Annotated in this window: 28 protein-coding genes and 1 tRNA gene; 20 read left to right on the top strand and 9 right to left on the bottom strand. The window is 63.5% G+C overall.

The annotated features are described in order from the left end of the window. Positions 1-110 precede the first annotated feature (110 nt). The 4 genes from BGI01S_RS24950 to BGI01S_RS24935 form a co-directional block, all read right to left on the bottom strand. A complete protein-coding gene (locus tag BGI01S_RS24950; protein WP_042328830.1) occupies positions 111-992 on the bottom strand; it encodes an NUDIX hydrolase in 882 nt (293 codons plus the stop codon). Between the two features lie 90 nt (positions 993-1,082). Beyond that, positions 1,083-1,697, bottom strand: coding sequence for a LysE family translocator (locus BGI01S_RS24945; protein ID WP_042328829.1), 615 nt, complete (start codon positions 1,695-1,697; stop codon positions 1,083-1,085). Positions 1,698-1,763: 66 nt separating this feature from the next. Beyond that, the gene (locus BGI01S_RS24940; RefSeq protein WP_042328827.1) at positions 1,764-2,330 is read right to left on the bottom strand and encodes an adenine phosphoribosyltransferase; all 567 of its coding nucleotides are present in this window, start codon (positions 2,328-2,330) and stop codon (positions 1,764-1,766) included. A 115-nt stretch (positions 2,331-2,445) separates the two neighbouring features. Continuing rightward, positions 2,446-4,449 carry a cation:proton antiporter domain-containing protein gene (locus BGI01S_RS24935; protein ID WP_042328825.1) on the bottom strand — a complete coding sequence of 668 codons (2,004 nt, stop codon included), beginning with the start codon at positions 4,447-4,449 and terminating at the stop codon, positions 2,446-2,448. A 161-nt stretch (positions 4,450-4,610) separates the two neighbouring features. Here BGI01S_RS24935 and kdsD point away from each other — a divergent pair, with 161 nt between their 5' ends. The 11 genes from kdsD to BGI01S_RS24880 all read left to right on the top strand — a co-directional run bounded on the left by kdsD (position 4,611) and on the right by BGI01S_RS24880 (position 14,000). Next, complete coding sequence (gene kdsD / locus BGI01S_RS24930; protein WP_042328823.1) at positions 4,611-5,594, top strand: arabinose 5-phosphate isomerase KdsD; 984 nt, start codon at positions 4,611-4,613, stop codon at positions 5,592-5,594. Then, complete coding sequence (locus BGI01S_RS24925) at positions 5,594-6,154, top strand: KdsC family phosphatase (RefSeq protein ID WP_042328821.1); 561 nt, start codon at positions 5,594-5,596, stop codon at positions 6,152-6,154. The genes kdsD and BGI01S_RS24925 overlap by 1 nt, the downstream gene beginning before the upstream one ends. Continuing rightward, complete coding sequence (gene lptC, locus BGI01S_RS24920) at positions 6,151-6,750, top strand: LPS export ABC transporter periplasmic protein LptC (protein WP_042328819.1); 600 nt, start codon at positions 6,151-6,153, stop codon at positions 6,748-6,750. The genes BGI01S_RS24925 and lptC overlap by 4 nt, the downstream gene beginning before the upstream one ends. 29 nt (positions 6,751-6,779) lie before the next feature. Next, a complete protein-coding gene (gene lptA, locus BGI01S_RS24915; RefSeq protein ID WP_042328817.1) occupies positions 6,780-7,451 on the top strand; it encodes a lipopolysaccharide transport periplasmic protein LptA in 672 nt (223 codons plus the stop codon). After that, on the top strand, positions 7,448-8,233 hold the full coding sequence (gene lptB, locus BGI01S_RS24910; protein ID WP_042328816.1) for an LPS export ABC transporter ATP-binding protein: 786 nt from the start codon (positions 7,448-7,450) through the stop codon (positions 8,231-8,233). The genes lptA and lptB overlap by 4 nt, the downstream gene beginning before the upstream one ends. Before the next feature lie 183 nt (positions 8,234-8,416). Beyond that, positions 8,417-9,934 (top strand): RNA polymerase factor sigma-54, encoded by a 1,518-nt coding sequence (locus tag BGI01S_RS24905; RefSeq protein ID WP_042328815.1) that lies wholly within the window; start codon positions 8,417-8,419, stop codon positions 9,932-9,934. 170 nt (positions 9,935-10,104) lie between these two features. Continuing rightward, entirely contained in the window at positions 10,105-10,461 is a 357-nt protein-coding gene (hpf, locus tag BGI01S_RS24900; RefSeq protein ID WP_042328814.1) for a ribosome hibernation-promoting factor, HPF/YfiA family, read from the top strand. Between the two features lie 277 nt (positions 10,462-10,738). Next, complete coding sequence (locus BGI01S_RS24895; protein ID WP_084585490.1) at positions 10,739-11,254, top strand: PTS sugar transporter subunit IIA; 516 nt, start codon at positions 10,739-10,741, stop codon at positions 11,252-11,254. A gap of 112 nt (positions 11,255-11,366) precedes the next feature. Further along, a complete protein-coding gene (gene hprK / locus BGI01S_RS24890) occupies positions 11,367-12,335 on the top strand; it encodes an HPr(Ser) kinase/phosphatase (RefSeq protein ID WP_012431656.1) in 969 nt (322 codons plus the stop codon). 97 nt (positions 12,336-12,432) lie between these two features. Next, complete coding sequence (gene rapZ, locus BGI01S_RS24885; protein ID WP_042328840.1) at positions 12,433-13,326, top strand: RNase adapter RapZ; 894 nt, start codon at positions 12,433-12,435, stop codon at positions 13,324-13,326. Between the two features lie 38 nt (positions 13,327-13,364). Beyond that, complete coding sequence (locus BGI01S_RS24880) at positions 13,365-14,000, top strand: LON peptidase substrate-binding domain-containing protein (protein WP_042328812.1); 636 nt, start codon at positions 13,365-13,367, stop codon at positions 13,998-14,000. A gap of 36 nt (positions 14,001-14,036) precedes the next feature. On the opposite strand, the gene mutY is transcribed toward BGI01S_RS24880, so the two are convergent. Further along, a complete protein-coding gene (gene mutY, locus BGI01S_RS24875; protein ID WP_174447442.1) occupies positions 14,037-15,176 on the bottom strand; it encodes an A/G-specific adenine glycosylase in 1,140 nt (379 codons plus the stop codon). A 7-nt stretch (positions 15,177-15,183) separates the two neighbouring features. Further along, complete coding sequence (mutM, locus tag BGI01S_RS24870; RefSeq protein ID WP_042328809.1) at positions 15,184-16,014, bottom strand: bifunctional DNA-formamidopyrimidine glycosylase/DNA-(apurinic or apyrimidinic site) lyase; 831 nt, start codon at positions 16,012-16,014, stop codon at positions 15,184-15,186. An 87-nt stretch (positions 16,015-16,101) separates the two neighbouring features. Here mutM and BGI01S_RS24865 point away from each other — a divergent pair, with 87 nt between their 5' ends. From BGI01S_RS24865 to hisC, 8 genes are all read left to right on the top strand, one after another. Beyond that, positions 16,102-17,943, top strand: a complete 1,842-nt coding sequence (locus tag BGI01S_RS24865; RefSeq protein WP_042328806.1) for a tetratricopeptide repeat protein — start codon at positions 16,102-16,104, stop codon at positions 17,941-17,943. Then, positions 17,943-18,575 (top strand): lipoprotein insertase outer membrane protein LolB, encoded by a 633-nt coding sequence (lolB, locus tag BGI01S_RS24860; RefSeq protein WP_042328804.1) that lies wholly within the window; start codon positions 17,943-17,945, stop codon positions 18,573-18,575. Before BGI01S_RS24865 ends, lolB begins: the two co-directional genes overlap by 1 nt. A 64-nt stretch (positions 18,576-18,639) precedes the next feature. Next, positions 18,640-19,521 carry a 4-(cytidine 5'-diphospho)-2-C-methyl-D-erythritol kinase gene (gene ispE, locus BGI01S_RS24855; RefSeq protein WP_042328802.1) on the top strand — a complete coding sequence of 294 codons (882 nt, stop codon included), beginning with the start codon at positions 18,640-18,642 and terminating at the stop codon, positions 19,519-19,521. Between the two features lie 52 nt (positions 19,522-19,573). Continuing rightward, positions 19,574-19,650, top strand: a tRNA-Gln gene (locus BGI01S_RS24850). Positions 19,651-19,697: 47 nt separating this feature from the next. Beyond that, a complete protein-coding gene (locus tag BGI01S_RS24845) occupies positions 19,698-20,654 on the top strand; it encodes a ribose-phosphate pyrophosphokinase (RefSeq protein WP_006048037.1) in 957 nt (318 codons plus the stop codon). Positions 20,655-20,818: 164 nt separating this feature from the next. Further along, positions 20,819-21,439 (top strand): 50S ribosomal protein L25/general stress protein Ctc, encoded by a 621-nt coding sequence (locus BGI01S_RS24840; protein WP_042328801.1) that lies wholly within the window; start codon positions 20,819-20,821, stop codon positions 21,437-21,439. A gap of 151 nt (positions 21,440-21,590) precedes the next feature. Further along, positions 21,591-22,193: an aminoacyl-tRNA hydrolase gene (pth, locus tag BGI01S_RS24835; RefSeq protein WP_042328798.1), complete on the top strand. Its 603-nt coding sequence runs from the start codon at positions 21,591-21,593 to the stop codon at positions 22,191-22,193. A gap of 67 nt (positions 22,194-22,260) precedes the next feature. Further along, on the top strand, positions 22,261-23,340 hold the full coding sequence (gene hisC, locus BGI01S_RS24830) for a histidinol-phosphate transaminase (RefSeq protein ID WP_042328797.1): 1,080 nt from the start codon (positions 22,261-22,263) through the stop codon (positions 23,338-23,340). An 82-nt stretch (positions 23,341-23,422) separates the two neighbouring features. Here hisC and BGI01S_RS24825 read toward each other — a convergent pair whose 3' ends face one another. From BGI01S_RS24825 to rsmD, 3 genes are all read right to left on the bottom strand, one after another. Beyond that, positions 23,423-23,680 carry a YfhL family 4Fe-4S dicluster ferredoxin gene (locus BGI01S_RS24825; RefSeq protein WP_012431644.1) on the bottom strand — a complete coding sequence of 86 codons (258 nt, stop codon included), beginning with the start codon at positions 23,678-23,680 and terminating at the stop codon, positions 23,423-23,425. 63 nt (positions 23,681-23,743) lie between these two features. Next, the gene (gene coaD, locus BGI01S_RS24820) at positions 23,744-24,259 is read right to left on the bottom strand and encodes a pantetheine-phosphate adenylyltransferase (RefSeq protein ID WP_042328795.1); all 516 of its coding nucleotides are present in this window, start codon (positions 24,257-24,259) and stop codon (positions 23,744-23,746) included. 112 nt (positions 24,260-24,371) lie between these two features. Then, the gene (gene rsmD / locus BGI01S_RS24815) at positions 24,372-24,986 is read right to left on the bottom strand and encodes a 16S rRNA (guanine(966)-N(2))-methyltransferase RsmD (protein ID WP_042328793.1); all 615 of its coding nucleotides are present in this window, start codon (positions 24,984-24,986) and stop codon (positions 24,372-24,374) included. Positions 24,987-25,237: 251 nt separating this feature from the next. Here rsmD and ftsY point away from each other — a divergent pair, with 251 nt between their 5' ends. Beyond that, complete coding sequence (gene ftsY / locus BGI01S_RS24810) at positions 25,238-26,410, top strand: signal recognition particle-docking protein FtsY (protein WP_042328791.1); 1,173 nt, start codon at positions 25,238-25,240, stop codon at positions 26,408-26,410. The last annotated feature ends 175 nt before the right edge of the window (positions 26,411-26,585 follow it).

Raw genomic sequence — 26,585 nt, 5'->3', positions numbered from 1 at the left:
GTGACTCCCTTCTTCAATGCGTGGTTGATTCAGTCAATACGGCTCGATGCTGCGTACTGCGGGATGTTCGTCGGCGCGCGCGCTGAAGCTGCGGCGCTGAGACGAGGCGTTCAGGCGAGCGGCGGCGGCGGCGCGAACAACGCTTCGATGCCGGGGCACGCGTCCTCGTCGAGCCAACGGCGACGCAGCAGGCAATCCAGCGTGGCGAGACTCGCGTCCACCGTCATCGCGCCCTCCTCGATCCAGCGCGCCACTTCGTCGATGCGCGCGAGCCGGTGCTCACCCACTTCGCCGTCCTGATTGCGCGGCGCGAAATCGGCCGGCAGCGCGAGGTCGTAGATGAAAATCTGTTCGGCCTGCGTGCCTTCCGGCAAAGATTGCAGCACATGCGCGGTGCGTCCTGCGACGGCGCGCGCGGCGATCTCCTCGGGGATGCCGGCTTCTTCCCAGCACTCCTTGACGATCGTCGCCTCGATGCCGAAGCCCCAGCCGATCCCGCCCGCGACGACATTGTCGAGCATGCCCGGATCGGTCGCCTTGGAGTCGCTGCGGCGCGCGATCCACAATTGCGGCGCGCCATCCGCGTATTCTACGACGCCGTTCACATGCACCGCGTAGGTCATCGTGCCGAAGAAGCGCGACGCCGCGCGTTCGATGTACGCGAGCGGCGGCGCGTCGAACGCATTGCGGATTGCGTAGGTCTCGTTGCGCCAGCCGGGAATGCGCCCTTCGGCGGCGAGCGCGCCGATCACGGAGCCGAGCGCCGCGCTGCGCAGATCGACGGTGTTGAACGTGGGCGCGAGCGTTACGCGGGCGTTGCGGTGCCCGCTGTCAACGTCGCTGTCGATGTCGATGTCGAACACATCGGGCCAGCGTTCGAGCAACGGCACGTCGCTCGAACGAATCCAGCCGACCTGTTCGGCGCCGATCCAGAACGGCCGATGCGCAGCGGCATCGAAGCAGCGCGCGGCGGTGATGCAAGGCAAGGTCATTCCAAACTCCAGACTCAACGGTGCGCAAGACGCGGCCGGCGAGCCGCGAGCGCGTAGGCGGTCATGAGGTCACGCGGTCACGTGTTCGCGTCAGTCACGCAACGCGACGCGAATCCCGATGGCGATGAATGTCGCGCCGGCAAGGCGATCGAGCCACACGCCCGCGCGCGGCCGACGCTTGAGCCAGCCTCCGATAATCCCCGCGCACACGCCGAACAGCGAAAACACCACGACCGTCTGCAGCATGAACAGCGCGCCGAGTTCGAGCATCTGCAGCGTGACGGTTTGCCCGCCGTGCGGCTGCACGAACTGCGGCAGGAACACGACGAAGAACAGCGTCACCTTCGGGTTCAGCAGATTGCCGAGCACGCTCTGGCGAAACACTGTCATCAAAGGTTGCGGCGCGCGTTGATGCGCGGTCGCGAGGCCCTGGCTGCGCAGCGCCTTGATGCCGATCCAGATCAGATAGGCGGCGCCAGCCAGCTTGATCGCCTCGAACGCCAGCGGCGACGAGCGCAGCAACGCGGCCACGCCGAGCGCGGCGAGCGTCGTGTGAAACGTGATGCCGGCCGCGAAGCCGAGCGCGGCGACCAGCCCCGCCGCGCGCCCCTGCGAGATGCCACGCGCGAGCACCTGCAGATTGTCCGGACCGGGCGCCACGGTGATCGCGATCGACGTGGCGAGAAACAGCAGGAAGTTGGGCATCGTCGTGACCTTCTCGTTGTGTGCGAAGCGGCGAAGTTCAGAAAAAAAACGGCGGCTACGCGCGCTTCAGTGGCCGTCGAAACTCGTCGCCGTGTAGAGCGCGAGGCCACTCTCGCGCAGCAGCTTCGAGCCGCCGAGCTCGGGCAGATCAATGATCGCCGCGCCTTCCACGACAACCGCGCCGAGCCGCTCGAGCAGCATCTTGCCGGCCATCATCGTGCCGCCTGTAGCGATCAGATCGTCCATGATTACGACCCGGTCGCCCGGCTTGCAGGCATCTTCGTGAATCTCGACGGTCGCGGTGCCGTATTCGAGTTCGTACGACTGCGCGAGCCGCTTATACGGCAGCTTGCCCGCCTTGCGGATCGGAATGAAGCCGATGTTCAACTCGTACGCGAGAATCGGCCCGATGATGAAGCCGCGCGCATCGAGCCCCGCCACGTAATCGAGCTGCGCGTCGAAGTAACGCTGCACGAACAGATCGATCAGCACGCGCAGCGACTTCGGCTCCTGCAACAGCGGCGTGATGTCGCGAAACTGCACGCCCGGCTGCGGCCAGTCGGGCACCGTGCGAATGTGGCTTTTGATGTAATCGGCCGCATCGAGCGGCGCGCTCACAAGCGCGTTGGACATGATGTCTCCGGATGGACCTCGACAGGCCCGATGAAAATCTGAATCAGAGCGGCGTGCGTCAGGGCGAGCGGCGAGCGCACGCGCCGTACGACGCGCTCACGTGGCGCCGCGTCCGCTACGCCGCGGCAGCACCCGCGCGACGATGCTTCGAGAGCCGTTCCTCTGCTTCCGACAGTTGTTCGGGCAAGCCGCGCAGCACCACGATGTCGCTCGCGCGCAGCTTGGTGGACGGGTCCGGCTCGACGCCGCGAATGCCATGCCGGCGGATCGCCGTCACTTCCACGCCCAGCTCGAACAGGCCCAGGTCGGCCAGCGTGCGACCCACCGCGTCCGCGTTGGGGTCGACCGGGACCGATTGTAGCCGCACCTGTTCGTGACCGTCGTCGTCGTCCACGTCGTCGGCGCCGTGGAAATAGCCGCGCAAAAGCGCATAGCGTTCGTCGCGCATTTCCTCGACCCGTCGCACCACGCGCCGCATCGGCACGCCCATCACCACCAGCGTGTGCGACGCGAGCATCAGACTGCCCTCGACGATCTCCGGTATCACCTCGGTGGCGCCGGCGGCCAGCAGCTTCTCCAGATCGGCGTCGTCGACGGTACGCACGATCACCGGCAGCGTCGGCTCTTCCTCGTGGATGTTGTGCAGCACGCGCAAGGCCGACGGCGTGTTCGCATACGTGATCGCGATCGCGGCCGCGCGATGGAGACCCGCGGCGAGCAGCGACTCGCGCCGCCCGGCGTCGCCGAACACGACCGACTCGCCCGCTGCGGCGGCTGCGGCGACGCGATCGGGGTCGAGGTCAAGCGCGACGTACGACAGGCCTTCGTGCTCCAGCATGCGCGCCAGATTCTGCCCAGCGCGGCCGTAGCCGCAGATGATCACGTGGCCGCTCTGCTTCAGGCTTTGCGTCGCGATGCGCGTCATCTGCAACGACTGCATCATCCATTCAGTCGACGACAGGCGCAGCACGATCCGGTCCGCATTCTGGATCATGAACGGCGCGGCGAGCATCGACAGCAGCATCGCGGCGAGAATCGCCTGCAACAGCGTCGCGTCGACCAGATGCCGGTCGAGAATCAGGTTCAGGAGCACGAAGCCGAACTCGCCCGCTTGCGCGAGGCCGATACCGGTACGCATCGCGACGCCCGGAGTCGCGCCGAACAGCCGCGCGAGCGCCGTGATCATCACCGCCTTCAGCAGCAGCGGCCCGATCAGGAAGCCCAGCACGATCAGCGGATGCTGCCAGATCACGGTCGGATTCAGCAGCATGCCGGTGGTGATGAAGAAGAGACCGAGCAGCACGTCGCGAAACGGCTTGATGTCCTCTTCCACCTGATGGCGGTAAGGCGTTTCGGCGATCAGCATGCCCGCGATGAACGCGCCGAGCGCGAGCGACAGGCCGAACTTGTCGGTGATGAACGCCGCGCCCAGCGTCACCAGCAGCACGTTGAGAATGAACAGTTCTTGCGAGCGGCGCCGCGCGACTACGTTGAACCAGCGCGTCATGAAGCGCTGTCCGACGATCAGCAGCAGCGCCAATGCGATGACGATCTTGATCGCGGCAACTCCGAGCGAGCTGATCAGCTCTTCCGACTTGCCGCCGAGCGCGGTGATGATGATGAGGAGCGGCACCACCGCCAGATCCTGGAACAGCAACACGCCGAAGATGTTGCGTCCGTGCTCCGTTTCGATTTCGAGCCGCTCCGCCAGCATCTTGCTGACGATCGCCGTCGACGACATCGCCAGCGCGCCGCCCAGCGCCACGCTCGCCTGCCACGTGATATGCACCCAGCGCTCGAGGATCATGCCGAGCGACACCGCGACGGCAATGGTGCCGAGCACCTGCAACAGGCCGAGGCCGAACACGAGCCGGTGCATCGAGCGCAGCTTGGCAAGCGAAAACTCCAGCCCGATCGAGAACATCAGGAACACGACGCCGAATTCGGCGAGGTTCTGCGCGCCCGCCGAATCGGGGATCAGACCGAACGCGTTCGGCCCGACCACGATGCCGACAGTCAGATAGCCGAGCATCGGCGGAAGATTCAGAAAGCGAAACAGCACCACGCCCGCCACCGATGCCAGCAGCAGGAACAGCGTCATTTCGAGCGGGGAGATCATCGGCAAAAACGCATGGGTGAAGAGTCCTCGTTCGTCAGCGGAACCGCGCACGCGAAACGCCGTGCGGCGAGGTTGAGGGGCCGGTAAAAAGGCTGGTGAAAGCAGCCGCTTGGCACAGCAGGCCCGGCGCGGCGAACAGGCGCCTTTGCTATACTCCGCGAATGATAGCGAAAATCAATGGCGACCGGGCACTGACGCTCGCTCGTGACGTGCTCGACATCGAAGCGGACGCCGTGCGCGCCCTTCGCGACCAACTCGACGATGGTTTCGTAGGGGCGGTCGATTTCATCCTGGGTTGCCGTGGGCGCGTGGTCGTCTCTGGTATCGGCAAATCCGGCCATGTGGCCCGCAAGCTTGCGGCCACCCTCGCCAGTACCGGCACCCCCGCGTTCTTCGTGCATCCTGCCGAAGCCAGTCATGGCGACCTCGGCATGGTCACCTCGGACGACGTGTTCCTCGCGTTGTCCAATTCCGGCGAGACTGAAGAACTCGTGGCGATCCTGCCGCTCATCAAACGGATCGGCGCGAAGCTGATTGCGATGACGGGCCGCCCGTCGTCGAGTCTCGCACAACTGGCCGACGTACACCTGAATTCCGGCGTCGCGAAAGAAGCCTGCCCGATGAATCTCGCGCCGACCGCCAGCACCACCGCCGCGCTCGCGCTCGGCGACGCGCTCGCGGTCGCGGTACTCGACGCACGCGGCTTCGGCCGCGACGACTTCGCGCGCTCGCATCCGGGCGGCGCGCTCGGCCGGCGTCTGCTCACCTATGTGCGCGACGTGATGCGCACCGGCGACCAGGTGCCGCAAGTCACACCCGACGCCACCGTGCGCGACGCGCTGTTCCAGTTGACCGCGAAGCGCATGGGCATGACCGCGATCGTCGACCACGAAGGCCGCGTCGCGGGCATTTTCACCGACGGCGACTTGCGCCGCGTGCTCGAACGCGACGGCGATTTCCGCCAGTTGTCGATCGCCTCGGTGATGACCGCCGGCCCGCGCACCATCGGTCCGGACCGGCTCGCCGTCGAAGCCGTGGAACTGATGGAGCGCCACCGCATCAATCAGATGCTGGTCGTCGACGAAGCAGGCAAGCTGATCGGCGCACTCAACATGCACGACCTGTTCTCGAAGAAGGTGATCTGATGGCCATTGCTCCGCCTACCGCTACCGAACGCGCAAGCCGCGTGAAGCTGATGATTTTCGACGTCGACGGCGTGCTGACCGACGGCGGCCTGCTGTTTACGGCGGAAGGCGACACGATGAAGGGCTTCAACTCGATGGACGGCCACGGCATGAAGCTGCTGCGCCAGGCCGGCATCGAGACGGCGATCATCACGGGACGCAAGTCGGGCATCGTCGCGGCGCGCGCGAAGGAAATGAACATCGCGCACGTCTATCAGGGCGTGCAGGACAAACCTCAGGCGTTTGCGGACCTTTTGCAGCAGACTGGCCTCAGCGCGGAAGAATGCGGCTACATGGGCGACGACTGGGTCGACCTCGCGGTGATGCTGAAGGTCGGCTTCGCGGCCGCGCCGGCCAACTCGCATCCGGAAGTGATCGCGCGGGCTCATTGGGTCAGCGAGGCACGCGGCGGCCACGGTGCGGCGCGCGAAGTCTGCGACACGCTGCTGCGCGCGCAGCACAAGTATGAAGCGTTGCTCGCAGCCGCCTGCAGCGGCGAACAGCGAGGCCTCGTCGGATGAACCAGTTCCGTTTGACTTCGCTGATTCCGTTGGTCGCGATGGCCGCGCTCGCCGGTATCACGTGGTGGCTGCTGCAAGCCACGCTGCCGCGCCAGAACGAAGGCGCACCGCGTCCCAAGGAACACACGCCGGACTACTTCGCGGACAACTTCTCGGTGTCCGAACTCGATCAGTCGGGCGCGACGCAATACCGGCTGACCGCCCAGTCGCTGATCCACTATGAAGACGACGAACTAAGCGACCTGGTCAAACCGGCCATGCGCGCGTTCCAGCCCGGCAAGCCGATCGTCACCGCAACCGGCGACACCGGCAAGGTGAACGCCGACGCGTCGATCGTCGATCTGTACGGCAACGCGCGCATTCTGCGGGCGCCCGGCTACGGCGATCCGCAGATGCAGGCAGATTCGGAGCATTTTAGGGTGCTGGTCAACGACGATGTGATCGAGACCGAAAAGCCGGTTAAACTTCAGCGCGGCATGTCGGTGATGACTGCCAGCGGCATGAACTACAACAACGTCACCCGGGTGATGCAGCTGTTCGGCAACGTGAGAGGCGCGATCACCTCGTCCGACGCCGGTGGCAGCTCGCCCAAGTAACCCGGGTAATCCATTCCAGGCGTGACTGCATGAACGAATCGTTCCCCCGTTTTTTTACCGGCCGCTCGCGTACCCTGTCCGCGTGCCGCGCCGGACTCGCTGCGCTCATCGTCGCGTTGCCGCTCGCCGGCTTCGCGCCGCTTGCGCACGCCGACCGAGCCGATAAGGACAAGCCGCTGAACATCGAAGCGGACAACATGACTTACGACGACCTCAAGCAGGTCAATATCTTCACCGGCCACGTGGTCGCCACCAAAGGGACGATCGTGATCAAGGCCGATCGTGTCGAAGTGACTCAGGACCCGCAGGGCTATCAGTACGCCACCGGCACGTCGAGCGGCGGCAATCTGTCGTATTTCCGCCAGAAGCGTGAAGGCCTCGACGAATACATCGAAGGCACGGCCATCCGCATCGACTACGACGGCAAGCAGGATCTGACCACGCTCACCACGAACGCCACGGTCAAACGTCTGCAGGGTCTGTCCACGGTGATCGACCAGGTGCGCGGCAGCGTCATCACCTATGACGGCCAGAACGACTTCTATACCGCGAAGGCAGGCAAGGATGTCGCCGGCCCGGGCAACCCGACCGGCCGCGTGCGCGCCATGCTGTCGCCGCGCAACGGCGGCGCCGCGCCGCTGACCGGCGCGTCGGCCACGCTCGCGCCGTCCACCACGATCCAGGGAGCGCCGAATCAGTGAGCACCTCCGCGTCCCTCCCCAATCGCAAGCCGGCCGGCACCAGCAGCTCGCTGGTCGTGCGTAATCTGAAAAAACGTTACGGTTCGCGCACGGTCGTCAAAGATGTGTCGCTCGACGTGAAAAGCGGCGAAGTGGTCGGTCTGCTCGGCCCCAACGGCGCCGGCAAGACGACTTCGTTCTATATGATCGTCGGCCTCGTGCCGCTCGATGCAGGTGAAATCGATCTGGACGGCAAGTCGATCAGTCTGCTGCCGATCCACAAGCGCGCGTCGCTCGGCCTGTCGTATCTGCCGCAGGAAGCGTCGGTGTTCCGCAAGCTCACCGTCGAGCAGAATATTCGCGCGGTGCTGGAATTGCAGCACGAAGACAACGGCAAGCGGCTCAGCAAAGAGACCATCACTTCGCGTACCGAAGCATTGCTGGACGAACTGCAAATTGCGCACTTGCGCGAGAATCCGGCGCTGTCGCTGTCGGGCGGCGAACGTCGCCGGGTCGAAATTGCCCGCGCGCTGGCCACCAATCCGAGCTTCATTCTGCTCGACGAACCGTTCGCGGGCGTCGACCCGATCGCGGTGCTGGAAATCCAGAAGATCGTCAAGTTTCTGAAGCAGCGCAATATCGGCGTCCTGATCACCGACCATAACGTGCGCGAGACGCTCGGCATCTGCGATCACGCGTACATCATCAGCGACGGCAGCGTGCTGGCCGCCGGGGCGCCGAGCGAAATCATCGAGAACGAAAGCGTGCGGCGCGTCTATCTGGGCGAGCACTTCCGCATGTAAGCGCACAAGGGATTGCTGGCGCGGCGAGCCCGCATGCGCCGGCCCTTTTGCGGCAACCGCACATCAGCTTCCTCACCTGGGCCGTCCGCGCCCAGCGCCGCCGAAAACGGGCGCACGCGTAATTGCGAATGTCGCAAGGTATCGCGGTCGTGGCAAACTCTCTACAATGAATCTCAACTTGCCATGAAAGCCAGCCTCCAACTCCGCCTATCGCAGCATCTTGCGCTGACGCCCCAACTGCAGCAGTCCATCCGGCTGCTCCAGTTGTCCACGCTCGAACTGCAGCAGGAAGTCGCAATGGCGATCTCGCAGAATCCGCTCCTCGAAAATGAGGACGACTGGATCGCGAGCCCGTTGCGGGTAGCGGCTGACGGTTCGCTGATCGCCCAGGCGCCCAACTCGTCGGCGCCGTCCGACCAGATGGGCGGCAACGGCTCGTCTTCGTCCACCAGCAGCAGCGAGCGCTCCGAAAACGGCGAGCCGCAAGGTGTCGACGAATACAACGGCATGTCGGGCGATAGCAACGGCGACGCGTCGCAATGGAATCTCGACGACTACGGCCGCTCCGGCAACGCGTCCGACGACGACGATCTGCCGCCGCTGCAAATCCACGAATCGAGCACGTCGCTGCGTGATCATCTGATGGCGCAATTGCGCGTCACCCAGGCGGGTCAACGCGACCGGGCGCTGATCACGTTCCTGATCGAATCGCTCGACGACGATGGCTATCTCGCCGCGACGCTCGACGAAGTGCAAGCCGATCTGCCCGAAGAGCTCGAAGTCGATCTCGACGAATTGAACGCGGCGCTCGCGTTGCTGCATAGCTTCGACCCGGCGGGGGTGGGCGCGCGTTCCGCATCCGAGTGTCTGAAGCTGCAACTGCTGCGGCTCGATCCTTCGCCTACGCGAACGCTCGCACTCGACATCGTCAGTCACTACCTCGAACTGCTCGCGGCACGCGATTTCACGCGTTTGCGCAAACACCTGAAGGCGAACGACGACGATCTGCGCGATGCGCACATGCTGATCCGCTCGCTCGAACCGTTTCCCGGCGCCGCCTACGGCAAGGCCGAAGCGGACTATGTGGTGCCGGACATCATGGTGCGCAAAACGGCCCAGGGCTGGCAGGCGGAACTGAATCCGGAGGTGGTGCCGAAGCTGCGCATCAACCACTTGTACGCGAATATTCTGCGCAATAACCGGGGCGATCCGGGGAGCGGTTCGTTGCGCCAGCAACTGCAGGAAGCACGCTGGCTGATCAAGAATATCCAGCAGCGTTTCGAGACGATCCTCCGTGTCGCGCAAGCCATTGTCGAGCGTCAAAAGAGCTTTTTCGTGCACGGCGAAATTGCCATGCGCCCCTTGGTTTTGCGGGAAATTGCTGATACGCTGGGCCTACACGAGTCGACTGTCTCGCGTGTGACAACCGGTAAATACATGCTGACCCCATTCGGGACGCTGGAATTTAAGTACTTTTTCGGATCACACGTTTCGACGGACACAGGCGGCGCGGCCTCTTCCACGGCCATTCGCGCGCTGATCAAACAACTGATAGGAGCGGAAAACCCGAAATCGCCTCTCTCAGACAGTCGCATAGCCGAACTGCTGGCGGAACAGGGCTTCGTGGTCGCACGGCGTACCGTTGCGAAGTACCGCGAAGCGCTCAAAATCCCGGCAGTCAACCTGCGCAAGTCTCTGTAGCCCGTCGCCTTCCGTGGCGGGCATTTACCGGCCGCTCCGCAGTTGGCGGACAGGCCGGCCGATGCGACCTGCCAGATGTCAGTCACCGGGGGACGACTCAGGCAAGCCGACAGATCGACCGGACCTTTGTCATCGTGCGGAACAAGCGGCCACTAGCTTGGAGAAGCACTATGAATCTGCAGATCAGTGGACACCACCTCGAAGTAACGCCTGCGTTGCGCGAATACGTGATCACCAAACTGGATAGGGTGCTAAGACATTTCGATCAGGTAATCGACGGCAGTGTGGTCCTCTCGGTCGACAACCACAAGGAAAAGGACAAGCGTCAAAAGGTTGAAATCAACCTGCATCTGAAGGGCAAAGATATCTTTGTCGAGAGTTGCGACAGCGACCTTTACGCTGCGATCGATCTGATGATCGACAAGCTCGACCGGCAAGTGATACGCCACAAGGATCGCCTGCAGGGTCATCAGCATGATGCGATCAAGTATCAACCGGCACCGCAACTGGACGTGCCGCCGCAGTAAGGGAAATTAGAGGGCTTACCTCATTTTTCTTACTTGTCAAAACCGCCCTGAATCGGGCGGTTTTTCGTTTCTGGACGCCTTTTTCGCACGCTGGCGCAGCTCGTGGACTAAATCGTTAAAAACCCATCGCGCATCGATGGCGCGCCGCACCATCCATAGCTACCCTGTTCTATAATGTTCCGGTTACCATCGGGGTCAAGCTAGCTCATACGGAAATCGGCCGGCCGGAGTTTTGCACTTTCCGACTCCAACGCACGTCTTCGCGAGCATCGAACGAATGGAACGCCACTCAAACGCCCCAGCGAGGAGAACCCAGGCCACGTTTTCGCCTGTCAACATGAATCGTTTAGCCAAATTTCTTCCCCTCGAGAACGTCGTCGTCGGACTATCGGTCACCAGCAAGAAACGCGTGTTCGAGCAAGCGGGCCTGATCTTCGAGAACCAGAACGGCATCGCCCGCAGCACGGTCACTGACAATCTGTTTGCGCGCGAGCGCCTCGGATCGACGGGGCTGGGCGAAGGCGTCGCGATTCCGCATGGTCGGATCAAAGGCCTGAAGCAGCCGCTCGCCGCATTTGTGCGCCTTGCCGAACCCATCCCCTTCGAATCGCCCGACGACCAGCCGGTCTCGCTGCTGATCTTCCTGCTCGTACCTGAACAGGCCACACAGCAGCATCTCGAAATCCTTTCGGAAATCGCCCAGTTGCTGTCCGATCGCGAGGCCCGCGAGCGCCTGCACACGGAAGAAGACCGCGAATCGTTGCATCGCCTGCTCACTCAGTGGCAACCTTGATGCATCGGCGGTTATCCGCCCGCATGCGATTACCGGCTGGCGACGCACACGGCCCGCGTTAGCGCGTCCGCCTCTTTGCCCGGCAAGCGGCCCACACTGGAGTCACTGACTCATGGATACGTCCAGCATCAACGCCCAAAGCATTTTCGACGACAACGCCGCCATGCTGAAGCTCAGCTGGCTGACGGGGCATGAAGGCTGGGAACGCGGCTTTTCTTCGGAATCGGTCGCGAATGCCACGTCGAGCGCCGACCTCGTCGGCCACTTGAACCTGATCCACCCGAACCGGATCCAGGTGCTCGGCGACGCCGAAATCGACTACTACAAACGCCAGACCGACGAAGACCGCTCGCGCCACATGGCCGAGCTGATCGCGCTGGAGCCGCCGTTTCTGGTGGTGGCGGGCGGCGTCGCCGCGCCGCCGGAACTGGTGCTGCGCTGCACGCGCTCGTCCACGCCACTCTTCACCACGCCGATGTCCGCCGCGGCGGTGATCGACAGCCTGCGTCTGTACATGTCGCGCATTCTCGCGCCGCGCGCCACATTGCACGGCGTGTTTCTCGACATCCTCGGCATGGGCGTGCTGCTGACCGGCGACTCGGGCCTCGGCAAGAGCGAACTCGGGCTGGAGCTGATAAGCCGCGGCCACGGGCTCGTTGCCGACGACGCGGTGGACTTCGTGCGCCTCGGTCCGGACTTCGTCGAAGGGCGCTGCCCGCCGCTGCTGCAAAACCTGCTCGAAGTGCGCGGCCTCGGCCTGCTCGACATCAAGACGATCTTCGGTGAAACGGCGGTGCGCCGGAAAATGAAGCTGAAACTGATCGTGCAACTGGTGCGTCGTCCCGACGGTGAATTCCAGCGGCTGCCGCTGGAAAGTCAAACCGTCGACGTGCTCGGCCTGCCGATCAGCAAGGTCACGATTCAGGTGGCCGCGGGCCGCAACCTCGCGGTGCTGGTCGAAGCGGCGGTGCGCAACACGATCCTGCAACTGCGCGGCATCGATACGCTGCGCGACTTCATGGATCGCCAGCGCCTCGCGATGCAGGACCCCGACAGCCAGTTTCCCGGCAAGCTGATCTGAGTCGGCCACGGCATGACGCGCCCGCAGCCTAAGCCCGGCTGCGGGTACACGCATGGGGACCAGATGCTATGATGAAATGTACGGTTTCGACGACTCCATGCGCATAATTCTGATCACTGGTATATCCGGCTCCGGCAAGTCAGTTGCCCTGAACGCGCTCGAAGACGCAGGCTATTACTGCGTCGACAATCTGCCGCCGCGCTTTCTCCCGCAACTCGCTTCCTACCTCGCGGACGACGGGCAAGATCGCCTCGCGGTCGCCATCGACGCGCGCTCGAGCGCGTCGCTCGACGAAATGCCCGCGATGATCCGCGATCTGTCGCGCGCTCACGACGTGCGCGTGCTCTTCCTGAGCGCAAGCACGCAGTCGCTGATTCAGCGCTTCTCCGAAACGCGCCGCCGTCATCCGCTGTCTGGTTCCACCGCGCACGACGCGGACGTCGGCCTGCTCACCTCGCTTGCGGAAGCCATCGAACGGGAGCGCGAACTCGTCGCGGGACTCGCCGAATTCGGCCATCAGATCGACACCAGCAATCTGCGCGCGAACGTGTTGCGCGCATGGGTCAAACGTTTTATCGAGCAGAAAGAAGCGGGACTCGTGCTGATGTTCGAGTCGTTCGGTTTCAAGCGCGGCGTGCCGCTCGACGCGGATTTCGTTTTCGACGTGCGCACTCTGCCGAACCCGTACTACGATCATGAATTGAGGCCGCTCACCGGTCTCGACAAACCGGTAATGGATTTTCTCGATGCGCTGCCGGTCGTGCATGAAATGATCGACGACATCGAGAAGTTTCTCTCCAAGTGGTTGCCGCATTTCCGCGACGACAATCGCAGTTATCTCACCGTCGCGATTGGTTGCACGGGCGGTCAGCACCGCTCGGTGTTTATTGCGGAGACGCTCGCCGCGCGTCTCGCAAAGTCGGCGAATGTGATTGTGCGGCACCGCGATGCGCCGGTCGATGTCGGCGAATCATCGAAGCTAGTGGCTTAACCGGCCGCATCGCGCGGCCTCAACCGAAGCGTTGCGCCATGTCTTCTACTTCTACTGTGCTTGCCGATGTGCCGCTGTTTCCGCTGCACACGGTGCTGTTTCCCGACGGACTCCTGCCGCTGAAGATCTTCGAAGCGCGCTATCTCGACATGGCGCGCGACTGTCTGCGTGAAAAAACGCCGTTCGGCGTGTGCATGCTGAAAAGCGGCGCGGAAGTGGCGCGCGCGGAAGAACCTTCGGTGCCCGAAGCAATCGGCTGTCTCGCCGAGATCGAAGAGTGCGACGTCGAAGCGTTCGGCATGCTGCTGATCCGCGCACGTGGCACGCGGCGGTTTCGCCTGCTGTCGCATCGTGTGGAAAGCAGCGGGCTGCTGGTTGGCATGGCGGAACCGATCGGCGACGACATGCCGCTCGAAGGCAATGAGTTGCTGGCCAAATTCGGCGCGTGTGCGGAGGTGCTCGAACGGATCATCGCGACGATCCGCGAACGCGATCCGGACAGTCTGCCGTTCGCGGAGCCTTTCAGGCTCGACGATCCGTCGTGGGTGTCGAACCGCCTCGCCGAAGTGCTGCCGATTGCGTTGCGGGCGCGCCAGAAACTGATGGAATTGCAGGACGCCGGCGCGCGGATCGACGTGGTTCATCACTACATGCAGCAGCATCAACTGCTTTGAAGCTTCGCCGCAACGCCCGGCGAATCAGGCGGATCGTTAGATCAACGAACCCTGCAAACTGTCCAGCAGTTTGCGCACCGGCGCGGGCACGCCGAACGAATCGAGATCGCTGAGCGCGACCCATGCGGTGTCCGCATCGTCCAGCGCTGCCAGTGCGCCCACGCCGCGATCCAGTTCCGCGATCCGCGGCTCGATGTCCAGCTTGAAATGCGTGAACACGTGCGTGAGCGGCGCGAGCGGCGACACCGCGCCGTCGCCGCCGAAGGCGCGCGCGCGCTCGGCGAGCGCGGCTTCGTCGGCGGCTTCGGGCAGACTCCACAAGCCGCCCCAGATGCCCGACGGCGGACGCTTTTCCAGCATCACCGCATTGCCGTCGCGGAGCACCAGCATCCACGTGCGGCGCGTCGGCACGAGCTTCTTCGGACGCGACGTCGGAAGTTCGCGCTGACGTCCCGTCACGTTGGCGACGCAGTCGACGGCGAACGGACAACGCAGGCAGTCCGGCTTGCCGCGCACACAGAGGGTCGCGCCGAGATCCATCAGGCCTTGCGTGTACGAACTCACTTCGTCGTCCGATGCATTCGAGGGCAGCAACGACTCCGCCAACGTCCACATCGCATTTTCGACTTTCTTCTCGCCCGGAAAACCTTCGACGCCGAATACGCGTGCGAGCACGCGCTTCACGTTGCCGTCGAGGATCGTCGCGCGCGCGCCGAACGCGAACGACGCGATCGCCGCCGCGGTAGAGCGGCCGATGCCCGGCAACTCCGCAAGTGCGTCGACCGATGCAGGAAACGCGCCACCGTGCTGCTCGACCACAACCTGCGCGCAACGGTGCAGATTGCGCGCACGCGTGTAGTAGCCGAGACCGGCCCACAGCGCCATCACGTCGTCGGACGGCGCGGCGGCGAGCGCGGCGACATCGGGAAAGCGCGCGAGGAATCTGGCGTAGTACGGGATCACCGTCGACACCTGGGTTTGCTGCAGCATGATTTCCGACAGCCAGATGCGATACGGATCTCGCGTGTTCTGCCACGGCAGGTCATGACGCCCATGCCGCTGCTGCCACGCGATCAGCCGCGCGGAGAAATCGGGCATCGTGGGAAAAGCGGGCGCGGCGGACGCGTCCGCCGAAGCTGAACGCGTGGCGACGCGCGGAGTTATACGTGAAGGCATTGACGGTTTAGCGCTGGCAGGTGGGACAGAAATACGTAGAACGCTGCCCCTGCACGATCTGTTTGATCGGCGTTCCACACACGCGGCATGGCAGGCCCGCGCGATCATAGACGAAATAGTCGAGCTGGAAATAGCCGCTTTCGCCGTCGCTGCCGACGAAATCGCGCAGCGTACTGCCGCCCTTCTCGATCGCTGCGGCCAGCGTCACGCGCACGGCGTCCGCGAGCAGTTCGTAGCGCACGAGCGAGACGCGGCCCGCCGCGGTGGTCGGCCGGATGCCGGCGCGAAACAGGCTCTCCGACGCATAGATATTGCCCACGCCCACGACGATTTCACCGGCCAGCAGCGCTTGCTTCACCGACACCTTGCGCCCGCGTGTGAGCCGGTGCATCAGCGCACCGGAGAACGCCGGCGAGAACGGTTCGACGCCGAGTCCCGCGAGCAGCGGATGGTCGAGGATGTCGCCGGCTTCACGCGGATGCCACAACACCGCACCGAAGCGGCGTGGATCGCGATAACGCAAGATGAAGTCGTCGAAGATCCAGTCGATGTGGTCGTGCTTCGCCGCTGCCGGCGGATGCGGCACATGCCGCAGCACCCGCAGCGTACCAGTCATGCCAAGATGCACGATAAACCAGCCCGCGTCGATCTCGAACAGCAGATACTTGCCGCGCCGCTCGACTTTGCGCACCACGTGGCCGCGCAAGGTTTTCGCAAGGTCAGCCGGAATCGGCCAGCGCAGCGCGGGCGTACGTACGTCGACGCGCTCAACCTTGCGGCCGGACACATACGGTTCGATACCCCGTCGGGTAACCTCGACTTCTGGCAACTCTGGCATTTCTAACTGGTGTGCAACTTGCGTGAGTGGTTGTGCGCGTATTGTAGCGAGCGCGTTACAATCGTCCGAAACATTGAACGGATTTCCATGAACTTGTCCTTCGTGAAGCTGTTTTCGAAGCGCCCGGCTCGCGCCTCCCGCGTGCCGCACGCCGTGTCCGCTCGCCGGATGCTCGGCGCCGCCGCGCTCGCCGCCTGGGCGCTGGCTGCCGTACCCGCGCACGCGCAGGACCCAGTGGGCGATCCGGACGACAACGCGGTGACGCTGCAGGACCCGCTCGGGCCCCCTTCGGCGGAAGATCAGAAGTCACTACCGGACGTGCCGCTGTCGAGCCAGATCGTCTTCCAGGTGCTCGCCGCCGAAGTCGCGCTGCAGCGCGACCAGCCCGCGCCCGCCTATCAGACCTACCTCGCTCTCGCGCGCGACACGCATGACCCGCGCATGGCGCAGCGCGCCACCGAGATTGCGCTGGCCGCGCAAAGCCCGTCGGACGCGTTGGCCGCCGCGCAATTGTGGCAGCAGTATGCGCCGAATTCGGAGCGCGCCGCGCAACTCGACGCGTCGCTGCTCGTGCTGTCCGGCAGACCGGACGACGCGGCGCCGATCCTCTCCCGCGAACTCGCGAAGGTGCCCGCGGACAATCGCGGCAACGCGATTCTCGCGTTGCAACTGCTGCTGTCGCGCGGCCCGAACCGGATCGGCGGCTTGCACGTGCTGCAGGACCTCCTGAAGAACGACATGAACCGGCCGGAAGCGCAATTGGCGATCGCGCGCCAACAGCTTCTGTCGGACGACGCGCCCGGCGCGCGCAAATCGCTCGAACAGGCGCTCACGCTGAAACCCGACTATCTGCCGGCGGCGCTGCTGCTGTCGCAGATGGGCCCGGAAGAGCGCAAGGAAGGCATTGCGTCGCTCGAAAAATATGTGCAGCAGAATCCGAAGTCGCATGACGCGCGTCTCGCGCTCGCGCAGCTGTATCTCGCGAGCGACCGTCTGGACGACGCGCAGAAGCAGTTCGAGATCATGCGCAAGGCCAACGCGAACGACCTGACGCCGCTGATGGCGCTCGGGCTGATCAAGATCCAGCAGAAGAATTTCCCCGAAGCGCAGAACTATCTGACCCAATACGCGCAACTGGCCGAAAAAACGCCGGGCGCCGATGCGGGCCAGGCGTACATCTACCTGGCGCAACTGTCGCTCGAACAGAAGAACGAAGCGGCGGCGAGCGACTGGCTCAACAAGATCTCGCCGTCGAGCCAGCAATACCTGGCCGCGCAGATCACGCGCGCGCAGTTGCTCGCCAAGCAGGGCAAGACCGACGACGCGCGCAAGCTGCTCGCCAACCTGCAGGTGTCCGATCCGCGTGACCTGGCGTTGATCTCCCGTACCGACGCGGCGATCCTGTTCGACGCGAAGCGCTACCCGGAAGCGGAAAGCCGTCTGCAACAAGCTACCGCCGCGTTCCCCAACGACCCCGATCTCGCCTACGACTACGCGATGGCCGCCGAAAAGACCGGGCATTTCGACGTGATGGAAGCGCAGTTACGCAAGCTCATCCAGACGCAGCCCGACAATCCACAGGCGTACAACGCGCTCGGCTATTCGCTGGCCGATCGCAATCAGCGGCTTCCGGAAGCGGACAAGCTGGTCGAGAAGGCATCGTCGCTTGCGCCGAACGACGCGTTCATCATGGACAGCGTCGGCTGGGTCAAATTCCGGATGGGCGATACGTCGGACGCGATCAAGCTGCTGCGCAAAGCCTACGACCTTCAGCCGAACGCCGAGATCGGCGCGCACCTCGGCGAAGTGCTGTGGAAAAGCGGTCAGCAGGATCAGGCCCGCGCCGCGTTCCGCGAGGCGCGCAAGCTCGAACCGGACAACGACACGCTTGTCAAAACGCTCCAACGTCTTCAGGTGAACGATCTTTGATGCGCCTTTCCCGTTTGATTTCTTTTCCCCGGGCGCCGCGCGGCGCGGCGCTCGGCTTCGCTGCGGCAGCGGTTGTCGCGTTGGCCGGCTGTGCGTCGGTGAAACCACAGGGGCCGTCGACGTCGAATGCCGCCACTTCCGTCACCGCGCAGACTTCCCGCGCTTACCAGGGCCGCTTCGCGATCCAGTACAACGATCAGAACGGCCAGCAGCGCAACGCTTACGGCAACTTCACGTGGCAGGAAACGGGCGATACCGTGACGCTGCAATTGCGTAACCCGCTCGGGCAAACGCTGGCGATCGTAACTTCGTCGCCGGCCACGGCCACGCTCGAATTGCCGAACCGTGAGCCGCTCACCGCGGACAACGTCTCCACGCTGATGCAGAATGCGCTCGGTTTTGCGCTGCCTGTCGAAGGTCTGCGCTATTGGCTGCAACCTTCGCCGGCGCCGACTTCGCGCGCGAAGACCGAGAAGGATCCGGAACAGCCGTCGCGTCTGAAGCAAATCACGCAAGACGGCTGGACGATCGACTATCTCGCGTATGCCGACGCGCCCGCCACCGGCGTGAAGCGTCTGAACCTGAGCCGTTCGGAGCCGCCGCTCGACATCAAACTCGTGCTGGATCAGTGACCCGCGTCCGTTTGCGCAACCTTGCCGCTTCTTCAGCGCCGCTTTGGCGCATGTAGCCCGACTCATGATTGAAACGACCGATTCGCTGCGCGATTGCCTCGCGCCAGCGAAACTCAACCTCTTCCTGCACATCACCGGTCGCCGGCCGGATGGTTATCACACACTGCAAACGGTTTTCCAGTTGCTCGACTGGGGCGACACGCTGCACTTCACGCGACGCGATGACGGCCTGATCACGCGTAGCACCGAGATTGCCGACGTGCCGCCGGAACACGATCTCACCGTGCGCGCGGCGACGCTACTCAAGGCACATACGGGCGCGACCGCAGGCGTCGATATCGAAATAGAGAAGCGCCTGCCGATGGGCGCGGGCCTCGGCGGCGGGAGTTCGGACGCGGCGACCACGCTGCTCGCGCTGAACCGTCTATGGAAGCTCGACTTGCCGCGGCTGGAGTTACAGGCGTTGGCATTGAAGCTGGGCGCGGATGTGCCGTTTTTCGTTTTTGGGAAAAATGCGTTCGCACAGGGTGTCGGAGAAGCTTTAGACGTTGTACAATTGCCGCCGCGCCACTTCCTAGTGGTGACACCGAGGGTGCAGGTTCCGACTGCAGCGATTTTTTCCGAAAAAACGTTGACAAGAGATTCAAAGCCCCTCATAATTACGGACTTTCCTGCAGAACTTAGCTGCAACATTGAATGGCCAGAAAGTTTTGGCCGCAATGACATGCAGCAGGTTGTCGTAGGAAAGTACGCGGAAGTAGCGCAAGTGTTGCGATGGTTTGAAAACGTCGCGCCGGCGCGGATGTCTGGATCAGGTGCAAGTGTCTTTGCAGCGTTCCGTAGTAAAGCTGAAGCAGAGGCGGTGCAAGCCAAGCTGCCAGCCGAATGGAACAGCGCAGTGGCCGCCGGTCTGGATCAGCATCCACTCTTTACTTTCGCGTCATAAGTTTTGCATCGTCGAACGAAACTCCACGTTCGGCGGAGCTCAGAGTTAGTGTAGGGGAGTCGCCAAGCTGGTTAAGGCACCGGATTTTGATTCCGGCATGCAAAGGTTCGAATCCTTTCTCCCCTGCCAAAAATTTCTCGCATTTCCCCTCGCCCCCAGCCTGAAGCAGGTGCATGATGAGCAGCCATGACGGCCTGATGGTTTTTACTGGCAACGCGAATCCCGCGCTTGCCCAGGAAGTCGTCAAAATCCTCGGTATTCCCCTCGGCAAAGCAATGGTTAGCCGTTTCTCGGACGGTGAAATCCAGGTCGAGATTCAGGAAAACGTGCGTGGCAAGGACGTGTTCGTCCTGCAATCCACGTGCGCACCGGCGAATGACAACCTGATGGAATTGATGATCATGGTCGATGCGCTCAAGCGCGCATCCGCTGGCAGGATCACCGCAGCCATCCCCTACTTCGGTTATGCCCGTCAAGATCGTCGCCCGCGTTCCGCGCGCGTCGCCATTTCGGCGAAGATCGTGGCGAACATGCTGGAAATCGCCGGCGTCGAGCGGATCATCACGATGGATCTGCACGCTGACCAGATTCAAGGCTTCTTCGACATCCCGGTCGACAATATCTATGCTACGCCCGTGCTGCTCGGCGATCTGCGCAAGCAGAACTACGAGAACCTGCTGGTCGTTTCGCCGGACGTCGGCGGCGTGGTGCGTGCCCGTGCATTGGCGAAGCAGCTCAATTGCGATCTCGCGATCATCGACAAGCGTCGCCCGAAGGCGAACGTCGCCGAAGTGATGAACATCATCGGCGAAGTCGAAGGCCGCACCTGCGTGATCATGGACGACATGGTCGACACCGCCGGCACGCTCTGCAAGGCAGCACAGGTTTTGAAGGAACGCGGCGCGAAGCAAGTGTTCGCTTACGCTACCCACCCGGTTCTGTCGGGCGGTGCAGGCGAGCGTATCGCAGCTTCCGCGCTCGACGAACTCGTTGTCACGGACACGATCCCGCTCGGCGAAGAAGCCCGCTCGTGCGCAAAGATCCGTTCGTTGACCAGCGCCGGCCTGCTCGCCGAAACGTTCTCGCGGATTCGCCGCGGCGATTCGGTGATGTCGCTGTTTGCTGAAAGTTAAGTATTTGCGAAGGCGCAGCGTATCGCTTTATGCGGCACGCTGCGCTTTTGCACAATCGGCATGAGCGAACGAAGGTTCGTGCCGCAGCTCTGGGGCCTCAGCCATATTGGCTTGGAGGCCCCGTTTTTACTGCCTGGTCGCGGGCAGTGCATTGGAGATTCAACATGAAAGTAGTCGCTTTCGAGCGTTCTTTGCAAGGTACGGGTGCGAGCCGCCGCCTGCGTAACTCGGGCAAGACCCCGGGCATCGTATATGGCGCTGGTGCTGAAACGCAATTGGTCGAACTGGACCACAACGCGCTGTGGCACGCGCTGAAGAAAGAAGTTTTCCATTCGTCGATTCTCGACCTGGAAGTGGCAGGCAAGTCGCAACAGGTTCTGCTGCGCGACGTGCAATACCACCCGTTCCGTCAGCTCGTGCTGCACGTGGACTTCCAACGTGTCGACGCATCGAAGAAGCTGCACACCAAGGTGCCGCTGCACTTCATGAACCAGGAATCGAACCCGGCAGTGAAGCTGTCGAGCGCGGTGATCTCGCACGTTCTCAATGAACTGGAAGTCGAGTGCCTGCCGTCGGCACTGCCGGAATTCATCGAAGTCGACCTGGCGAAGATCGAAGCAGGTCAATCGGTTCACGCTAAAGACATCGCACTGCCGGCAGGTGTTGCGCTGGTTGCTCACCTCGACGCAGAAAACCCGGTGGTCGCAGCTGCAACGATCCCGGCTGGCGCAATCGCTGAAGGCGACGCTGCCGCTGCTGCTGAAGGCGAAACGCCGGCTGCTTAAGGACCTTTCGGGTTCTAGCCAAGCAATCCTCTCGATCCGTTTTCAATGAAACGGTCGATGTGACCCGCCGAGGTTCGCCCCGGCGGGTTTTTTTTCGGTTTTTTTCTACCCGGCTGAGTTCGGCTCCCGGGCCAGATGGACCTACGCAATCATGATCAAGCTGATCGTCGGGCTCGGCAATCCGGGCGCCGAATACACCGCGACGCGCCACAACGCCGGCTTCTGGCTGGTCGATCAACTGGCGCGCGAAGCAGGCACGACGCTGCGCGACGAGCGGCGCTTCCACGGCTTCTATGCGAAAGCGCGACTGCACGGCGAAGAAGTGCACCTGCTGGAACCCCAAACGTATATGAACCGATCCGGCCAGTCGGTCGTGGCGGTTGCGCAGTTCTTCAAGATTCTTCCCGACGAGATTCTGGTCGCGCACGACGAACTCGACATGCCACCCGGCAGCGTCAAGCTGAAGCTCGGCGGCGGCAGCGGCGGCCATAACGGGTTGAAGGACATCACCTCGCATCTGTCGTCGCAACAATACTGGCGGCTGCGGATCGGCATCGGCCATCCGCGCGACCTGATTCCCGAAAGCGCGCGCGCCGGCGCCAAACCGGATGTCGCCAACTACGTGCTGAAGCCGCCGCGGCGGGAAGAGCAGGAAGTGATCGATGCATCGGTTGAGAGGGCGCTCGCGGTGATGCCGAAGATCATCGCGGGCGAGTTGGAGCGCGCGATGATGCAGCTGCATCGCAATCCCTGAGCAGTGCCCTGAGCAGCCGGATCGCTCGCCGAATCGCAATTGACATCGCCATGGACAGGAGGATCGCTTGAGCCGCTATTGGAGTGACATCGTTCATCGTCTGACGCCGTATGTGCCGGGCGAGCAACCCGTGCTCGCACATCCGGTGAAGCTGAACACCAACGAAAATCCTTATCCGCCGTCGCCGCGCGTGGTCGAGGCGATCCGCCGCGAACTGGGCGACGCCGGCGAGTCGCTGCGGCGCTATCCCGATCCGACCGCGCTCAAGCTGCGCGAAACGGTGGCTGCGCACCACGGCATCCGCGCCGAGCAGGTGTTCGCGGGCAACGGCTCGGACGAGGTGCTGGCGCTCGCGTTCCAGGCCCTGCTGAAGCACGACAAGCCGCTGTTATTCCCGGACATCACGTACAGCTTCTATCCGACCTACGCGCGGCTTTTCGAAGTCGACTATCGGACCATTCCGCTCGACGACAGCTTCGCGATCCATGTCGACGACTACACAGCGCCGAACGGCGGCGTGCTGTTCCCGAATCCGAACGCGCCGACCGGCCGCCCTCTGCCGCTTGCGGAGATCGAGCGTCTGGTGGCGCGCAATACTGAATCCATCGTCGTGATCGACGAGGCCTACGTGGATTTCGGTGCTGAATCGGCGATCGCGCTGATCGACCGCTATCCGAATCTGCTGGTCGTGCAGACGGTGTCGAAGTCGCGCTCGCTGGCCGGCATGCGCGTCGGTTTCGCGTTCGGCCATCCCGCGCTGATCGACGCGCTGAACCGCGTGAAGGACAGTTTCAACTCTTATCCGCTAGACCGGCTCGCGCAAGCCGCCGCCACCGCCGCCTACGAAGACGACGCGTGGTTCCGCGACACCTGCGCGAAGGTGGTGGCCAGTCGTGAACGACTGGCGGCGGGATTGACGGCGCTCGGCTTCGAGGTCGTGCCGTCGGCGGCCAATCTGCTGTTCGCGCGCCATGAAGGTTATGACGCGGCCACCCTCGTACTGCGGCTCAGGGAAAAGGAGATTTTCGTGCGGCACTTCAAAGCGCCGCGCATCGACCAGCATCTGCGGATCTCGGTCGGCACCGACGCCGAATGCGACATTCTGCTGGACGCGCTGCGCGACATCTTCAGCGCTTACGTCGGATAGCCCGGCGTGGCACGAAAACCACCGCGGCAAAAAAAACGGCGAGGTTAGAGCCTCGCCGTCTTTTTATTCACACCTCAAAATGTCACGCGCCCTTCGCGGCCTGCAACGCGTGGTACTTCGCCATCAAGCCGTCGGGCGTTTCCAGGTGGTCGGGGTCGCGCGGAATGCACTCGACCGGGCACACCTGAATGCACTGCGGCTCGTCGAAATGGCCGACACACTCGGTGCATTTCTTCGGGTCGATCACGTAGATTTCCGGGCCCATCGAAATCGCGTCGTTCGGGCACTCGGGCTCGCACACATCGCAATTGATGCACTCGTCGGTAATCATCAAGGCCATACTTCTCTCACTTCACGCCGGCTGAAGCCGACTTTGATCCGTCAAACCGACAGTTTACGCCGGTTACGGCTGCGACGCCGAAGCGCCGTCGTTCGGGTCGAGCGCGGCGACCTTTTCCTGCAGCCATTTTTCGACCGACGGAAACACGAACTTGCTGACGTCGCCGCCCAGTTGCGCGATCTCGCGCACGATCGTGCCCGAGATGAACTGGTACTGGTCGGACGGCGTCATGAACATGGTCTCGACGTCGGGCAGCAGATAGCGGTTCATGCCCGCCATCTGAAACTCGTATTCGAAGTCTGATACGGCGCGCAGGCCACGCACGATCACCCGCGCGTTATTGCTGCGCACGAAGTCCTTGAGCAACCCCTTGAAGCTCATCACCTGGACGTTCGGGTAGTGCCCGAGCACCTCGTGAGCGATATCGAGGCGCTCTTCCAGCGTAAAGAACGGCTTCTTGTTGCGGCTGTCGGCAACGCCCACCACCAGCGTGTCGAAAATGCTCGACGCGCGCCGAACGAGGTCTTCGTGACCGCGCGTCAGCGGGTCGAACGTGCCCGGGTACACGGCGACTACCATGAGACTTCTCCTCTCTTCAGACAATGGGGCACGTCAAAGCGTCCACGCGACGCATTTGGCACCGACCGCGCGCGTGACGTCAAACCGCCCGGCGCCTGTTTTCGAACGCGCATTATTCCTTATTTTCGCGCTGCAGCAAATGAAAGTGGACCGCGCCCGCTTTCCCCTGTCGCACGATTTCCCAGCCGGCGAGCGTCTCGTTACCGTCGAGTTCGAGCGCGTCGCCTGCTTCCACGTACAGAAAACCTTCCGCGCCGACGAGCGGCACGGCCAGCGCGAGCGCCTTGCCGAGCAGGTCGCCATCGAACGGCGGATCGAGGAACACGACGTCGAACGAGCCGGGCGCGAGACTCGCGGCAAGCCGCAATCCGTCCGCTTCGGCAATCTCGATCGTGCGCGCCGCCAGCCGTTCCTGATTCGCGCGCAACTGGGCGGCGGCGCGCGCGTTGCGCTCCACCATCAACACCCGCGCCGCGCCGCGCGACGCGGCCTCGAAGCCGAGCGCGCCGCTGCCGGCAAACAGGTCGAGGCAGCGCTGTCCATCGAGGTTCTGGCCGAGCCAGTTGAACAGCGTTTCGCGCACGCGGTCGGGCGTGGGGCGCAAGCCGTCGAGATCGAGCACGGGCAACGGCGTGCGCTTCCAGTCGCCGCCGATAATTCGGATGGCGTGCGGCTTGCCGCCTTTGGACGAAGCGCCATGGGCGCGTGAGGGTGCGGAACGAGGCATGCAGTTTCAATAACGAGATTAATGCACCCGGGACGTCGATACGCGCGGGCTGGAGCGCCAACGTTACCACAGCGACGCGCCGCGTCCAGCCTGGCCGAACGGCCGATACGACGGGCGGCGGCGCGCCTGATAAAATGTGCGGCTTCCAGCGCCTTGCATCCCGCGCTGTCTACCCCTGCAACGCTGCCTGCCGCTCCCGCCGGTCCTTTACCGGATGCGCGCATCGGCGCGCGCTCTCACCACGCCAGATCATGTTCAGCTTTTTCAAACGATTCAAGGGTTCGAAAGAGTCCGATACCGCGGCAGACGAGTCGCAGACGGCGCCCGAAGGCTCGATGCCCGAAATCGCTGCCGAGGCGCCCGTCGCGCAGCCGGCTCCGCGTCCCGCTGCGCCGCTCGGCGTCGGCACACCGACAGCCGTCCCGGCCGCAATTGAGCCGGAGCCCGAGCCGGAGCCGGAGCCGGAAGAAGCCGCGTTCGAAGCCGTCGAAATCGTCCCGCCGCCCGCGCAGGACGCGGGCGCGAAGCGCTCGTGGCTCACGCGCCTGAAGACCGGCCTGTCGAAAACCAGTTCCAACCTGACCGGGATTTTCGTCGGCACGAAGATCGATGAAGATCTGTACGAAGAGCTCGAAACCGCACTGCTGATGTCCGACGCGGGTGTCGAGGCCACCGAATTCCTGCTCGAATCGCTGCGCGAGAAAGTGCGCAGCGAGCGCCTCACCGATCCGCAACAGGTCAAAGCCGCGCTGCGCACGCTGCTGGTCGAGCTGCTCAAGCCGCTCGAAAAATCGCTGATGCTCGGCCGCGCGCAGCCGCTCGTGATGATGATCGCCGGCGTCAACGGCGCGGGCAAAACCACCAGCATCGGCAAGCTTGCCAAGCATCTGCAGAGTTTCAATCAATCGGTGCTGCTGGCCGCGGGCGACACGTTCCGCGCCGCCGCCCGCGAGCAGTTGGCCATCTGGGGTCAGCGCAACAACGTGACCGTGGTGTCTCAGGAAAGCGGCGACCCAGCGGCGGTAATCTTCGACGCGGTCGGTGCCGCGCGCGCGCGCAAGATCGACGTGATGATGGCGGACACGGCCGGCCGTCTGCCAACCCAGCTGCATCTGATGGAAGAGCTGCGCAAAGTGAAGCGCGTGATCGGCAAGGCGCACGACGGCGCGCCGCACGAAGTGCTGCTGGTGATCGACGCGAATACCGGCCAGAACGCGCTCGCGCAAGTGAAGGCCTTCGACGACGCGCTCGGTCTCACCGGCCTGATCGTCACCAAGCTGGACGGCACCGCGAAGGGCGGCATTCTCGCGGCGATCGCGCGGCAGCGTCCGATTCCGGTGTACTTCATCGGCGTCGGCGAAAAGGTCGAAGACTTGCAGCCGTTCAGCGCGGAAGAGTTCTCGGACGCGTTGCTGGGCGGTTGAACGGCAGCGCGACGTTCGCACACGAGCCAGCAAGCCAGCAAAAAGGGCACTCCGCGGAGTGCCCTTTTTGCATTTCGAAACCATCACGCTAACGCGAAGAAGAAACCACCCGCGCGCGGCTCCTCGCGTCATTCAGCGTCATTCGGCGTCATTCGGCGTCGGGCTGCACGGCGGG

It is taken from the genome of Paraburkholderia ginsengisoli NBRC 100965 (assembly GCF_000739735.1).
Taxonomy (GTDB): Bacteria; Pseudomonadota; Gammaproteobacteria; order Burkholderiales; family Burkholderiaceae; genus Paraburkholderia; species Paraburkholderia ginsengisoli.
Note: the sequence above shows the minus strand (reverse complement) of the source record. Positions and strands in the feature narration are given on the sequence as shown.